The following is a 13,788-nucleotide window of genomic DNA, read 5'->3' as shown; positions in this document are numbered from 1 at the left end:
ATGAAGCAATTATCTTTGTTTCAAAAAATGGTCGCTAGTATCGTTTTATTGCTGTTACCGGTTATGGCCCTTTATACGTACTTTTATTATGTTAGCGAACAAGTTGTCCGTGAGGAAGTGCACTCCCGTAATTTAAGCCGCCTTGAAGTGACAATGAACAGGTTGGAGGCAGACATCTGGCAGCTTTCGCAGTTTTTGATCGCGCTTAGCATTGATTCAGATGTAGACAAGCTTCGTAATATCGAACTGATGAGCCCCTATGAGGCGGTTGTGAATAAAGATGCAGTCCAGCAAAAACTCCTTCTTTATCAGCAACTTAGCAACATGCTTGTCGATGTAAGTGTCTATTTGCCTGATGGCGAACGTACGATTTCGACAATGCCGCAAGTGCCAGAACAGCCTCGGGCGCTATCACCTTCGTGGACGTATGTAGATGCTGGACCACATAATGACCACGCTAAACCGTATTTTATCCAACATTTTCAGTACCCAAGCCAAGGGAAACCTGTCGGCAACAATGTTGTGATTGAGGCAAGGCTTTATGCGGAAAGCATACGAGCCCATTTGCTCTCACTAGAGTCTTCTGGGGAAGAAACCGCTTTGTTTTACAACAAAGACCATCATGCGATTGTTTCGGCCGGCAATCACGAGGCCGTGATTGAAAAATTTAACCAACATGGCGGCAATCAAAGGGAGGGGATGTTCACGTATGAAGAAGATGACAATGAATACGTTGTCACCTACGTACAATCTCCTTCACTCGGCTGGGCATTAATTGACGTTGTCCCTATGGAAAAGGTATTAGAGCCGATTAAAACGACGCGCCTGTGGTTTTATGTGACTGTAGCGATGCTCTTGCTTTTTGGCGTTGCGGCTGCATGGCTTTTATACACGCAAATTCATCGGCCAATCGACAGGTTAAAAGATGGGATTTTGGCGTTTAAAGGAGCCGACTATAGCGTGCGGATGAAAGTGCCTAAGCAAAAAGAGTTCGCCATTGCAATGAATGGATTTAATGAAATGGCTGAACAAATTCAAACATTGATTGAACAAGTGCTTGCTGAAAAGATCCGCTCTCAAGAGGCATCGTTGAAGCTGTTGCAAGCACAAATTGATCCTCATTTTTTATACAATTGCCTGTTTTACATTAAAAATATGGCAAAAGTGAATAACACCAATGCTGTGGAAGCAATGGCCCTGCATTTAGGTGATTATTTCCGTTATCGTGTAAAAGTGGAGGAAGAAAAAACAACGATAGCAGAAGAAATTAACCTTGTTGAAAATTTTTTGGCGATCCATGCGCTGCGAAAAAGGCGTTTGCACTATGACATTGCAGTTCCGGATGAAATGAAGACGATTACGATTCCCCGGCTCATAATACAACCGATTGTTGAAAATGCGATTGTCCATGCAATTGAAAACATCGAAGGCGATGGATACATCCAAATTACCGGTGAAATAAGCGGGGATAATATCTGCCGCCTGACAGTAGAAAACAATGGCCCGAAACTTGGCGTAGGCAAACTCAATCAATTACAACGAATGCTTGAAGAGGACGTACTTTCTGAAAGTTACGGCATGCGCAACGTCCATCAACGATTAAGACAGACATTTGCTGGCCGCTCTGGCCTCGTGCTATCGGAATCAGAGCTCGGCGGTTTAAAAGTCGAAATTTTATTCGAACAGGAGGTCGTCTGAATGGATGATACAGGGAAATCGTTCGAATTGCTACTTGTTGATGATGAGGAAGCAACGGTGCTTGGTTTATCGGCTTTGCCATGGGAAACGCTTGGCATCCACCGTGTACATTGCGCATGTTCAGCAAGCGAAGCGCTAGCCTCTTTGGAAAAAGGAAATGTAGATGTTGTTGTGACCGATATTAGAATGCCAGGGAAGTCAGGCATTGATTTGCTCGCAGAAGTGGAAAAGAGTCCACATGCACCAAAATGTTTATTGCTATCTGGTTACGCAGAATTTGCCTATGCCCAAGCAGCTATTCAAGCCCAAGCAGTTGATTATTTACTAAAGCCAGTCAGCGACGAGGAACTAATGCAAGCGGTTGGTCGCGCTTTGTCGATACGGAAAAGCGAATTGGAGAAGTTGCAGTTGCAAAAGCGTTCAATGGAAGCGATTCGCAACAACATTGGCGATTATTTTGAACAGGCCATAACACCGTGGCTGTCCAATAAAAAGAGCACTTTTGAAACCAAACAACAGCTAAAAAGCTACGGCTTGCCAACGGATATAAACGTAAAAGCACTATGGTTATTCGTTCATATTCATAAGGAGCCGTCAACGGACGATGTTGATGGAATGAAATCGGTGCTGGCCAGCAATCTAACAAAAATAACGGCAACAGCAATGTTCAATCTGTATAAAAACCTCTATGCCATATTGCTTTACCCACTCCGCACGCAGGGGGATGAATCGCTTTTTAACACGGTGAAACCGCAAATGTTGTTGCTGAAAACGCAATTACGAAAACAATGCCAGGCACCTATCACATTAACTACCTCGCTGCCATTCTTATTCTGGGAAGAAGGGCCTAAGATTTACCAAAGCTTCCTTTCAGGGACATCGCCATTGGTTCAGGAAGTCCGCCATAAAAAAGAACAGCTGGCCGTTCGCGTTTATGAATATGTAGAAGCACACTTTTTTGAACAGCCTAGCTTGCAAGAAGTAGCAGACCACCTTTTTCTAAACGCGGCCTATTTATCAAAACGGTTTAAAGAAGAGACAGGCGAGAAGTTTAGCGAGTACATCCATCGCTTGCGCATGGATCGTGCCGTGGAGCTCCTCGCAGAAACAAACATGAAAGTTTCGCAAATCGCAAAAAAACTTGGATACAAAGATGCATCTTATTTTATCAAAGTATTCAAGAGAGAGTTTCATATGACCCCACAAGAATTTAGAAGCAGGTAAAGGAGTGAAGTGCGTGAAGTCAGCTCAGACAGAAGGGCAACCGCTGCCGACTTTGTTGAAGAAAAAACAATCATGGGACATGAAACGGAATTGGCCGTTGCATGTCCTCGTCATGCCTGCCATTTTACTTGCTATCGTTTTTAACTACATCCCATTGGGCGGCATCATTATGGCTTTCCAAGAATACAAGCCTTGGTTTGGCTTTGCCGGATCAGAATGGGTTGGATTCGAACATTTTCAGCGAATTTTTGCATTTAGTGAAGGCAGGCAAGTGATTTGGAATACGCTTGTCATTTCTAGTTTTAAAATTGTCTTTCAACTAGTGATTCCGATCATGTTTGCCTTGCTGTTAAATGAAGTAAGGGTTATGGCGTTAAAACGATCGATCCAAACACTCGTGTATTTGCCTCATTTTCTTTCTTGGGTGATTTTAGGGGGCATTTTGCTAGATTTGTTGTCAGTCGACGGCGGTTTAGTGAACCAAGTACTTGCTAGCATCGGCATCAATCCAATCTTCTTTCTAGGCGATGGCGACTGGTTTCGCGTAACCGTCATTGCCAGTGATGTCTGGAAAGACTTCGGTTTTTCGGCGATTGTCTTTTTAGCTGCGCTTGCAGGGATTAACCCGAGTCTGTATGAAGCAGCAGTCGTTGACGGGGCCAATCGTTTTCAGCAAGTGCTTTATATTACGTTGCCTGCGCTTTTGCCAATTACGATTGTAGTAGCGACTTTGGCGCTCGGCAATATTTTAAATGCAGGATTTGACCAAATCTTTAACTTATATAATCCGCTTGTGTATGACAAAGGCGATATTATTGATACGTATGTGTATCGGCAAGGGTTAATTGGCGGCAATTTTAGCTATGCAACTGCCGTTGGCTTGTTTAAATCAGTCATTGCATTCATCTTGATTGTGATTGGGTATCGCCTTGCCTACAAATACGCAAACTACCGGATTTTTTAGGAGGGGTGGCATGCATTACCGCAGCCGGACATACCGCATTTTTTCTGTATTTAATATTGTCTTTTTGCTTGTGCTTAGCGCGATTTGCATCATGCCGCTTATCCATATACTCGCCGTTTCATTTAGTTCTCCTGCTCCCGCCAATGCCAATCTTGTCCGTTTTTGGCCAGTTGACTTTACGGTGTCTGCTTGGGAGCAGACGTTTGGCAACCAAAACTTTTTGCGTGCGTTATGGAATGGCGTCTTTCGTACATTCCTCGGCACCGTAATCAGTCTTGTCACGATTACACTTGCCGCTTATGCACTTTCAAAAGAAGACCGGGAGTTTAAAGGCAGAAAAATGTACATGTATGCACTTGTGTTTGTCATGCTTTTTAATGGCGGCCTTATTCCCACGTATATCCTCGTCCAAAATCTTGGCTTGATCAATACGATTTGGGCACTTGTCCTACCTGGAGCTGTAAATGTATTTAATCTGATTTTGTTGTTAAATTTTTTTCGAACAGGCGTGCCGAAATCACTGGAAGAGGCTGCTTTTATTGATGGGGCGGGCCACTTCCAAATATTATTTAAAATTTATTTGCCTATCTCTTTGCCAGCATTGGCGACAGTTGGGCTGTTTACCATGGTAGGCCAATGGAATTCATGGTTTGACGGGCTCATTTATTTGACTGACTCCACCAAGTATCCGTTATCGACATTTTTGCAAACAATTATTGTTCAAAATGATTTTTCACAGCTTAATGTGAATCCTGATGAAGTGAAAGCATTGTCTGAGAGGACAGTCCGTTCTGCTCAGATTTTCATTGGCGCACTGCCGATTATCATTGTATACCCATTTTTGCAAAAGTACTTTGTCAAAGGGATTGTGCTTGGCTCGGTTAAAGAGTAGCGTTTGTCTACAGTCTGAGACGGGCGCTATCAGCGCCCGTCTTTTTTTAGTGCATACAGCGCTTTTGTTTCTGCTGCAATATTAGCGCCATGGACGAATTCGTAGAAGCCAGGGGCGTTCATGTTTTCAATCACAGGCATTTTTTCAAAGATTTTGAGCTTGATTTCCTGTTCTAAATCTTCGCGGTTAGCCGGGTCTGTTGAATAGAGGCTTTTTTTAATTTTTAAGTCAAAGGCCGCCAAAATTGTTTCATAGTCCTGGTATTCTTTCGCCATTAGGGCATGCCTCCTTGTTTTTTCGTTTGCCCTGCAACTTTTTGTTTCAGCAGTTCGAGACCCCGTTTTTTGTTGTAAGAAACACGCTGTTCCGATATAGCAAGCCGCTTGGCAATGTCTTTATTCCGGTATCCATAAAAGAACGAGTAAACAAGCACTTCACGCTGCAAAGGCTTTAGTTCCTGGAAGGCCTGTTGCAGCACCTCGTTTTCAAATAGCTCCCCATACTGCCCGTCCTCTTCTTGAACGAGTTCTGCATCTTTAATGACATCGCCAGCTGCCAACATATCAAGCAATGTCGTTTGGCCATTGTGGAAGAGGGCATCTAAGGAAAGCAGCTGTTGTTCATTCTTACGGATACGCTTGTCAAAATCGACAGAATAGCCAGCTATTAGGCGGCTAATATAATGGATCACTTTAACACGGACGAAAAAATGTTTAAAAGCCTCGTCAAGGATTTGCTTGTTTTTAGATGTTGGTTCGTTTACTGCCTGGGTGTAAAGCCGTTTGTTTTCCGGATCTTCTAGAAACCTAAAAATGATCGGGTTGCGGCAAAGTTCTTCTTCATACGATTCCATGAGAGTGCCTCCTTGTCAGTCTTTTTTGTATAAAGAGAAAGCTATCCAGAAAAAATCAAAGAAAAATAAAAAAAGCGAACATGCTTTCGTATAATCGAGTATAACGAACATATGTTCCTAATGCAATTCGTTTTCGATTGGGAAATCTGTACCACAATTTTTTACAAAGAATCAGAAAAGGACATGCTATACTTTTTTAGGAAGGAACGAGATGGAGGAGATGAAGTGGAAGAATGGCTGCTTCAACTGATGGAACAATTCGGTTATTTGGGAATTTTCGCGTTGATTGCATTGGAAAATGTGTTTCCGCCGATTCCGTCGGAAGTGATTTTGACATTTGGCGGGTTTATGACGCAGCAAACGGAACTAAGTAAAACAGGGGTCGTCCTCGCTGCTACAGGCGGCTCGTTGTGCGGAGCGCTCATTTTGTTTGCCGTTGGCAAATGGCTTGATGTGAAGCGGATGGAAGCGCTGATTGACCGGTACGGCCATGTATTGCGATTGACGAAAGAGGATGTACAGAAGGCTGATCGTTGGTTTGATCGCTATGGTCCGTGGACGGTGTTGTTCTGTCGCCTGATTCCCCTTATCCGTAGTTTAATATCGATTCCAGCTGGTATGTCAGGTATGAACATTTGGCTATTTATTTGTTTAACGACACTTGGCACAGCTGTTTGGAATACCATTCTTGTTCATTTAGGGGCTTCTGTTGGTGAGAACTGGCATGATATTGTTGAAGCGATGAGTGTCTTTTCAGATGTCGTTTATGTAGGAATAGCGATTGCTGGGATAGCGATCCTACTATGGTATATTCGCTTGCGCACGAAAAGGAAATAAAAGACGCGATTTTGCATGTTGCAAATCGCGTCTTTTGCATTATCGGTATTCAGGCAAATAATTGCCATGTGCTTCGATTAAATCGTCGCATAAGCTAACAATGTCATCGATGGACAGTTCGGAAGACGTATGCGGGTCGAGCATGGCAGCATGGTAAATATGTTCGCGTTTTTTTGTTATTGCCGCTTCAATCGTTAATAACTGTGTATTAATGTTCGTCCTGTTTAGAGCAGCTAGTTGCTCTGGAAGCTCGCCAACATAGGTAGGCGTAATGCCGGAACGATTGGCAACGCATGGAACTTCTACACACGCTTTATCAGGAAGATTGGCGATTAAGCCACCTGTATTGAGAACATTTCCACCGAACATAAATGTCTCACCTGTCTCCATCGCTTCGATGATTCGAGATCCATATTCAATCGAACGTTCATGGGTAATTTGTGCATTGTCGACAAGGTCTTGCTTCATTTGCTCCCATCTTTCAATTTGGCTGACACAGCGCCGTGGGTATTCATCTAAAGGGATATTGAGGTCGTCGATCAGCTCAGGATAGGCTGATTTAATGAAATACGGATGGTATTCGGCATTGTGCTCGGAAGACTCGGTCACATAGTAGCCAAACCGTTCCATTAGCTGAAAACGTACCATATCGTGGTGTTTTTCTTTGTTTTTCTCTTTGGCGCGCCGTTTGATTTCAGGATATAAGTCTTGGCCGTCTTTTTTCACTTCAAGGAGCCAAGCAACATGGTTAATGCCAGCAATTTTTTCCTCAATCCCTGTATGGTCCATCCCAAGATGTTTAAATAAGTCACGTGTACACACTTGAACGCTATGGCAAAGGCCAACATTTTGCACGTTTGTGTAGCGTGAAAGCGTGCCAGTTAAGACAGCCATTGGGTTCGAATAGTTTAAAAACCAAGCGTTTGGCGCCACTTCTTCAATGTCTTGGGCAATATCAAGCAAAACTGGGATGGTACGCAATGACCGGAACAAGCCGCCAATTCCGATAGTGTCACCGATTGTTTGGCGCAGGCCGTACTTTTTAGGGATTTCAAAGTCAATGACTGTGCTTGGTTTATAGCCGCCAACTTGAATGGCGTTAATGACATACGAGGCGCCGCGCAGCGCTTCTTTGCGGTCGTCATAAGCTTTTATTGTGATCGTTGAGTTTAAATTATTTTTTAAGTGTGTAAGCAATGTCTGTGATTCCGAAAGCCGCTGCTTGTCAATATCATAAAGCGCAAATTCAAATTGTTGCAGCGCTGGCACGTGCATGCAATCACCGAGTACATTTTTCGCAAAAATGGTGCTGCCTGCGCCGATAAACGTAATCTTTTTCATGGCGTTTCCCCCTTTGTTCCGTTTATCCATAGTATAGTGAGGCAGCGGTAAAAACAGTAGAAAATTGCTGTTTGATTTATGGATAATATTGCGCTTTCATGACGGTTGTCTTTATACTGGGAAAAAGGGGGGAGCGCAATGCCAAAATCGAATGAAAACGTTTCCTATGGCTTTCGTTTTCAGGAACAGCCTTATCCGTTTGTCATGAATTTATGGAATATTGGTTGGGAAACACAAACCGATCAAGCTTATCGTTGGGATGGCACGAAACGGATGGAACGAGAAAAAATTGTGTTTCAATATACGCTTTCAGGCTACGGGGAATTGGTCCACGAAGGAACATTTTATAAAGTGGAAGCGGGCCAAGCTTTTTTCGTTTCGTTGCCAAGTGCCCATTGTTATTACTATCCAGAAGATGAGACAGAGCCGTGGGAATTTCTTTATGTCACGATCGAAGGAAAAGAAGCGTTGCGAATGCAAAAGCATATGGAGAACAAGTACGGGCCTGTGTTTTCCTTGCAAAAAGACAGCGAACCAATCCGCCGTTTGTTTAAATTGTATGCCGAAACGGCAGCTGGAGAAATCCAAGACTCCTATACAGGCTCGCAAAAAGCGTATGAATTTATGCTGTCGTGTTTCCGCTTTCTAGAAGTTCCTCCGAAACAAGTAGTAAAAGAACCCCTTGCAAGAGCGATTCGTTATATTGAAGCGAACTATGCAAGACCGCTGACATTAGAGGAAATCGCACAAGAAGCAGGCTGGTCGAAATATTATTTTATTAAGCAGTTTAAGACAGAATTAAACATTACGCCAATGAACTATGTGACGATTATTCGCATTAAAAAAGCGGCATCTTTGCTAGCGCAAACCGATGACACGATTGCGGAAGTGGCTCACCAAGTCGGAATGGATGACCCCAATTATTTTACAAAAGTATTTAAAAAGACGGTCGGCGTATCTGCTAGCAAATTTCGTAAAAATGAAGACAATCATTTAATTGATTACATTGTCACAGAGTGGTAAAAACCATGATTTCTATTTCGATAATTGTTCTTATGTTTGGCATTTAAATGGGGTAGTGGGCTTTTGTCAAACCTTCCTAACCTACATGACATTTGTCATGTAACGCTCCTGACAGATGTGACTGTAAATGGCTGATTGATTTTTATATCATGAATCCATACAGAATAATTGGAGGAGTGAGCCATGAAGAGCCAAACGAAACAAATGAACCTTAAGCGTAAAGCTGCGACATTCGCGCAAGCAGATACAAGAGCTGGTCTTCTGCAACTTTGTAACACGGTATTTCCACTAGCATTTCTATGGGTGGCTGCTTATCAAAGCCTGTCTCTGTCTATTTGGCTGTCGCTGCTTTTCTCGGTAATAGGCGGTGGATTTGTTGTTAGGTTGTTTATTATTTTCCACGACTGTACACATGGTTCTTTTTTTAAACACGCCAAGGCCAATCGGGTGCTAGGGACATTTTTGGGCATCATTACTCATTTCCCTTTTGAAAAGTGGAAGCGGAGCCATGCGATGCACCATGCGACTAGCGGAAATCTCGATAAGAGAGGCACAGGCGATATTTGGTTGTTAACGATTGAGGAGTATGAACAAGCCTCCATCTGGAAAAAAACAGCGTACAGGTTATACCGTAACCCGCTTATCATGTTTGGGCTTGGGCCACTCTATTTGTTTTTAATTGAAAATCGTTTGAATAAAAGAGGGGCGAAACGTAAGGAGCGTCTCAATACGCATGTCACCAATGTTGCAATAGTTGCGCTATACGCAGTCGGCATTTGGTTGCTTGGTTGGGAAGCGTTTCTTTTAGTGCAAGGGCCGCTTATGTTTATTGCGGGTGCAGCCGGCATTTGGCTTTTCTATGTTCAGCATCAGTTTGAAGATTCCTATTTTGAAAATGAAGCCGAATGGGATTTTGTAAAGGCGGCTGTGGAGGGCAGCTCTTATTACAAGTTGCCAAAGCCATTACAGTGGATAACGGGTAACATTGGCTTCCACCATGTCCATCATTTAAGCCCTAAAGTGCCAAATTACAATCTGGAAAAGACACACCAACAAGTTGTACCATTACAAAAAGCAACAACGATCACCCTTGCGACAAGTTTAGCGTCACTAAAGTTTCGCTTGTTTGATGAGAAGAATAAGACGTTCGTTAGTTTTGGAGACTTTAAAAAGATGAGAAAGATGAAGCTGGCGGCCCATCGCTCCTTATAATGAATCCGTGTAGGCTATCTAATGTTCGATTAGAATAGCCTTTTTTGTTTGCAGGGAAGGCTATTCAACGCGCTACTTGGTATACTAGAGCAAGGAGGGAATACAGTGCAAAATTGGTTTCATATTTTTCCTAAAAATACGGGCTTAAGCCTCTATGTTTGGATTATCTTTTGTGTCTTGCCCTTTTATTTTGTGATTTCATCGGCAACGTTTATTGAAATTACAATCGGCAGCATTATGATCATGCTGTTTTTTACGACATACCGACTGTCTTTCATTAAAAAAGGCTGGACGATGTACGTGTCGGTGGCAATTGAAATGGCCATTAACATTGGGATGACGGTTTATTTTGGATATATTTATTTTGCTTTGTTTTTGGCTTTTTTCATCGGGAATGTACAAAACAGAAAAGGGTTCTTTGCTTTATATGCTGCACATGTAACGACTACGGCCGCTGCCACAACGATTGGCTTTAACATTCAGAATGAGACGTTTATCGTCCAGTTCCCGTTTATAGCCATTGCGTTAATTGGCGTTCTTTTATTGCCGTTTACCATTTCGAACCGCCATAAACGGGAGCGACTTGAAAGTCAGCTTGAGACAGCGAATGAAAAAATAGCACAACTGTTATTAGCGGAAGAACGGCAGCGAATTGCCCGTGATCTCCATGATACGCTTGGCCAAAAGCTTTCGTTGATCGGTATTAAAAGTGACTTGGCGAGAAAGTGGCTACCGATCGATCAGGAAAAAACCAATATAGAGCTACAGGAAATTCAAAAGATCGCCCGAACCACTCTTAATGAGGTGAGAGAGATTGTATCTGATATAAAACGTAGCCGCTTAAGTGATGAAATAGAACGGATAAAAGAAATTCTTACGGCGGCGGAAGTGGAGTTGAAGATAAAAGGGGAAGATGATGCATTGTTGAAAAAACCACCTCTTCTCGAGAATGTTCTTTGTATGTGCCTTAAAGAAGCGGTCACCAACATCGTGAAACATAGCGGAGCGGATAGGTGTACGATTACATTTGCCCAGACACCGACAGAGTTTTGCATGGAGATAAAAGACAATGGAAACGGCCTCACTGGCAAGACAGATGCGAAACAGGGCGGGCTCCAAGGAATGAAAGAAAGGCTAGAATTTATTAATGGGGACTTGCATTACGAGTCGCAAGACGGATTCTTGGTGGCTATGCGTGTTCCAGTTACCGGTGAAAAAGACGGAGGAAGTGTACAATGATTGAAATTGTCATAGCTGAAGACCAACAAATGATGTTAGGGGCTCTGGGAGCGCTTCTTGATTTTGAAGCTGATATGAAAGTGGTTGGTAAGGCGCACAACGGCGAAGAAGCGATTAAATTGGTTAAAGCGTTAAACCCGAATATATGTATTATGGATATTGAAATGCCTGTCATGGATGGGTTAGATGCTGCTTATGAACTGAAAGACCACTCCTGTCGAGTCATGGTGTTGACCACCTTTGCACAGCCAGGCTACTTTGAACGGGCTCGGCGAGCAGGTGTTGAGGGGTACTTGCTAAAAGATAGTCCAAGTGAAGATTTGGCTGCTGCGATACGGACGATTATGGATGGGCGTAGAGTGTACGCACCTGAATTGATTGATATGGTCTACCACAATGAAACGCCACTTACGGAGCGAGAAGAGCAAGTCCTTAAGCTTATTGCTGAAGGACGCACGACCCAGCAAATTGCTGACGAGCTGAAGATAACAAACGGAACGGTGCGTAATTACGTGTCGGTTATTCTCGATAAACTCGAAGTCGGCAACCGGATTGAAGCGATTTCGTACTACAAGAAAAAAGGCTGGTTAAGATAGCAGAACAGGAGCCGCATTAGGGGCGAAAAGGATAAAAAGAACCGCCCTGGATCAGGACGGTAAGTTGTTGTCACGCTCATTTCCACTCGACATTTGAAAAAGCAGAAACCTAGATTGTTTTTACAGTTTGTCAATCAATGTCGTCGCGACTGTAAAATAAATCAGCAAACTGACGATGTCGTTCATTGTGGTAATGAACGGGCCGGACGCAACGGCAGGGTCGATTTTCAGCTTGTTGATAATGATAGGGACGGTAGCGCCAATGACGGCCGCGACGCTTAAGGCAAAGAAAAGGGAGATGCCGACAATAAAAGCAAGCAAGAAATTCCCTTTGTAAAACAAACTAATAATGCCCATAAGGACAATCATGCATGTAATGCCAAGCATAATGCCTGTACCAAGTTCCCGCTTCACTGTTTTCATAACGCCGCCCCGCTCAAACGAGCCGGTGGCAATCCCGCGGACGGCTACAGCGAGTGACTGTGTGCCAGTGTTGCCGGCCGTTCCCATTAACATCGGCATAAACGCTGCCAGTAAGACGACTTGCTCGAGTGTTTGTTCAAACTGACCAATAATATTAGCCGTAATCAAGCCAAAAAACATGAGGAGGATCAGCCAAGGCGCCCGTTTTTTGGCGGCGGTAAAGGCGGTCAACGACAAGTCGGTGGCGCCCCGGGAAGCGGTAAACTCGCCAAAGTCTTCCGTAATTTCTTCCTCAAGGACGTCCATCACGTCATCGACGGTAATAATGCCGACGAGGCGCTTGTCTGGCGTTACGACTGGAACGGCGAGAAAGTCGTATTCTTGGATAAGGCGGGCAACGTCTTCTTGGTCTTCATTTTCGTTGACTGATACGACTTGTGTGCTCATAATCTCGTCAACCGTCATTTCTGGGACGGCGATAATGAGGTCACGTAATGAGACAACGCCAGCAAGACGTTGGTCTTTGTCAACCACGTATAAATAATAGATCGTTTCCGCATCCGGTGCTGATTCACGAAGTTCCTCAATGACTTCCTTGGCTGTTGATTCGACGGACAAGCGCACAAATTCTTTAGTCATTATCGCGCCAGCTGTTTTTGGCGCATAGGCCATCAGTTCTTCGACTCGTTTTGCCTCTTCCATATCCATGGAACTTAAAATGTCTTTAGCTCGTTCCGGTTCAATTTCAGCGAGAAAGTCGGCAACATCGTCGGCAGACATGTTATTGAACATCGAAACAGCGTATTGATAGCTGAGGCCTTGGAATACCGTGAGCTGGTCTTCAAGCTCAAGTCCTTCAAACAAATCGGCGAATTCCGCTGGGCTTAAAAATAGCAGAACTTGCTTTTGTTGTGCCACTTCAATTTCATGGAACAACTCGACTTGGTCTGCGGGATGAAGCTCTAGAAAGGTTTCCCGAAAAGCGCGGAGATTCCGGGAGACGAGGTGTTTGACGATTTGTTTTTTATATTCATTTCGTTTCCGATCGGTTTTTAATTGATCCATGTGTATCCCTCCCCTAAACGAGAGGGCTGCTTCCTTGTGGTGCAGGAGGAACCCTCTCCATTATTTTTTTTATGATCATTCGATAACAGCCTAACCTCGGATTGGGCAAACTATCCATCCCACACCACCACCTTTTTAAGAAAATGAAAAAACACCTCTATGGAGGTGTTCGAACACATGATAAATAAACGCGAATAAACGCGCATGCGTAAAATAGCCTCCATTCGTAGAGCTTTAGCACTGTGCGGCATAGGCTATTGCCAGCTACATTAAAAACCACCTTATGTCGATGGTTTCTGTTGACCCATTGGCGTCTTTGGACATTTTTGGGTAGCAGCGTATCTCCTGCACAGGAGCCTCACCTAACGAGGAATATATCGTTTTCTTGCATGCTTCACTTTACAACTGTTAAGCGGCAATG

General features: G+C 43.6%; 13 protein-coding genes and 1 riboswitch. Of the genes, 9 read left to right on the top strand and 4 right to left on the bottom strand.

All coding sequences use genetic code 11. The features are described 5' to 3' along the window. The 4 genes from BC8716_RS02740 (at nt 1) to BC8716_RS02725 (ending at nt 4,778) form a co-directional block, all read left to right on the top strand. Nucleotides 1-1,698, top strand: coding sequence for a sensor histidine kinase (locus tag BC8716_RS02740; protein ID WP_094423826.1), 1,698 nt, complete (start codon nt 1-3; stop codon nt 1,696-1,698). Then, the gene (locus tag BC8716_RS02735) at nt 1,699-2,922 is read left to right on the top strand and encodes a response regulator transcription factor (RefSeq protein ID WP_094423825.1); all 1,224 of its coding nucleotides are present in this window, start codon (nt 1,699-1,701) and stop codon (nt 2,920-2,922) included. 79 nt (nt 2,923-3,001) lie between these two features. Beyond that, entirely contained in the window at nt 3,002-3,886 is an 885-nt protein-coding gene (locus tag BC8716_RS02730) for an ABC transporter permease (protein WP_302473984.1), read from the top strand. 10 nt (nt 3,887-3,896) lie between these two features. Continuing rightward, nucleotides 3,897-4,778: a carbohydrate ABC transporter permease gene (locus BC8716_RS02725; protein ID WP_094423823.1), complete on the top strand. Its 882-nt coding sequence runs from the start codon at nt 3,897-3,899 to the stop codon at nt 4,776-4,778. Nucleotides 4,779-4,807: 29 nt separating this feature from the next. Here BC8716_RS02725 and BC8716_RS02720 read toward each other — a convergent pair whose 3' ends face one another. Further along, nucleotides 4,808-5,053, bottom strand: coding sequence for a hypothetical protein (locus BC8716_RS02720; RefSeq protein WP_094423822.1), 246 nt, complete (start codon nt 5,051-5,053; stop codon nt 4,808-4,810). Further along, nucleotides 5,053-5,631, bottom strand: a complete 579-nt coding sequence (locus BC8716_RS02715) for a sigma-70 family RNA polymerase sigma factor (protein WP_094423821.1) — start codon at nt 5,629-5,631, stop codon at nt 5,053-5,055. Before BC8716_RS02715 ends, BC8716_RS02720 begins: the two co-directional genes overlap by 1 nt. Before the next feature lie 225 nt (nt 5,632-5,856). On the opposite strand from BC8716_RS02715, the gene BC8716_RS02710 reads away from it, so the two are divergent. Then, nucleotides 5,857-6,468, top strand: coding sequence for a DedA family protein (locus BC8716_RS02710; protein WP_094423820.1), 612 nt, complete (start codon nt 5,857-5,859; stop codon nt 6,466-6,468). 39 nt (nt 6,469-6,507) lie between these two features. Here BC8716_RS02710 and BC8716_RS02705 read toward each other — a convergent pair whose 3' ends face one another. Next, complete coding sequence (locus BC8716_RS02705) at nt 6,508-7,809, bottom strand: alpha-glucosidase/alpha-galactosidase (protein WP_094423819.1); 1,302 nt, start codon at nt 7,807-7,809, stop codon at nt 6,508-6,510. A 138-nt stretch (nt 7,810-7,947) separates the two neighbouring features. Between BC8716_RS02705 and BC8716_RS02700 the strand changes: the two genes are divergently transcribed. The 4 genes from BC8716_RS02700 (at nt 7,948) to BC8716_RS02685 (ending at nt 11,879) form a co-directional block, all read left to right on the top strand. Further along, nucleotides 7,948-8,832: an AraC family transcriptional regulator gene (locus BC8716_RS02700; protein WP_094423818.1), complete on the top strand. Its 885-nt coding sequence runs from the start codon at nt 7,948-7,950 to the stop codon at nt 8,830-8,832. Between the two features lie 183 nt (nt 8,833-9,015). Beyond that, the gene (gene desA, locus BC8716_RS02695) at nt 9,016-10,044 is read left to right on the top strand and encodes a Delta(5) desaturase DesA (protein ID WP_094423817.1); all 1,029 of its coding nucleotides are present in this window, start codon (nt 9,016-9,018) and stop codon (nt 10,042-10,044) included. 105 nt (nt 10,045-10,149) lie between these two features. Further along, nucleotides 10,150-11,283 (top strand): sensor histidine kinase, encoded by a 1,134-nt coding sequence (locus BC8716_RS02690; protein WP_094423816.1) that lies wholly within the window; start codon nt 10,150-10,152, stop codon nt 11,281-11,283. Further along, the gene (locus tag BC8716_RS02685; RefSeq protein WP_094423815.1) at nt 11,280-11,879 is read left to right on the top strand and encodes a response regulator transcription factor; all 600 of its coding nucleotides are present in this window, start codon (nt 11,280-11,282) and stop codon (nt 11,877-11,879) included. Before BC8716_RS02690 ends, BC8716_RS02685 begins: the two co-directional genes overlap by 4 nt. Nucleotides 11,880-11,999: 120 nt before the next feature. Here the strand turns inward: BC8716_RS02685 and mgtE are convergent, their stop codons facing one another. After that, a complete protein-coding gene (mgtE, locus tag BC8716_RS02680) occupies nt 12,000-13,367 on the bottom strand; it encodes a magnesium transporter (protein ID WP_011245592.1) in 1,368 nt (455 codons plus the stop codon). 212 nt (nt 13,368-13,579) lie between these two features. After that, nucleotides 13,580-13,744, bottom strand: a riboswitch (M-box (ykoK) riboswitch). Nucleotides 13,745-13,788: the final 44 nt, after the last annotated feature.

This window comes from Shouchella clausii (genome assembly GCF_002250115.1).
In the GTDB taxonomy this organism is placed as follows: Bacteria; Bacillota; Bacilli; order Bacillales; family Bacillaceae_D; genus Shouchella; species Shouchella clausii.
This window is presented reverse-complemented; position numbering and strand designations above follow the sequence as displayed.

Bases quoted from the DNA above. Each gene is read 5' to 3' on its own strand.
- BC8716_RS02735 (WP_094423825.1), top strand. From the start codon at position 1,699: ATGGATGATACAGGGAAATCGTTCGAATTGCTACTTGTTGATGATGAG.
- BC8716_RS02725 (WP_094423823.1), top strand. From the start codon at position 3,897: ATGCATTACCGCAGCCGGACATACCGCATTTTTTCTGTATTTAATATT.
- BC8716_RS02715 (WP_094423821.1), bottom strand. From the start codon at position 5,631: ATGGAATCGTATGAAGAAGAACTTTGCCGCAACCCGATCATTTTTAGG.
- BC8716_RS02705 (WP_094423819.1), bottom strand. From the start codon at position 7,809: ATGAAAAAGATTACGTTTATCGGCGCAGGCAGCACCATTTTTGCGAAA.
- BC8716_RS02720 (WP_094423822.1), bottom strand. From the start codon at position 5,053: ATGGCGAAAGAATACCAGGACTATGAAACAATTTTGGCGGCCTTTGAC.
- mgtE (WP_011245592.1), bottom strand. From the start codon at position 13,367: ATGGATCAATTAAAAACCGATCGGAAACGAAATGAATATAAAAAACAA.
- desA (WP_094423817.1), top strand. From the start codon at position 9,016: ATGAAGAGCCAAACGAAACAAATGAACCTTAAGCGTAAAGCTGCGACA.
- BC8716_RS02740 (WP_094423826.1), top strand. From the start codon at position 1: ATGAAGCAATTATCTTTGTTTCAAAAAATGGTCGCTAGTATCGTTTTA.
- BC8716_RS02730 (WP_302473984.1), top strand. From the start codon at position 3,002: ATGAAACGGAATTGGCCGTTGCATGTCCTCGTCATGCCTGCCATTTTA.
- BC8716_RS02685 (WP_094423815.1), top strand. From the start codon at position 11,280: ATGATTGAAATTGTCATAGCTGAAGACCAACAAATGATGTTAGGGGCT.
- BC8716_RS02700 (WP_094423818.1), top strand. From the start codon at position 7,948: ATGCCAAAATCGAATGAAAACGTTTCCTATGGCTTTCGTTTTCAGGAA.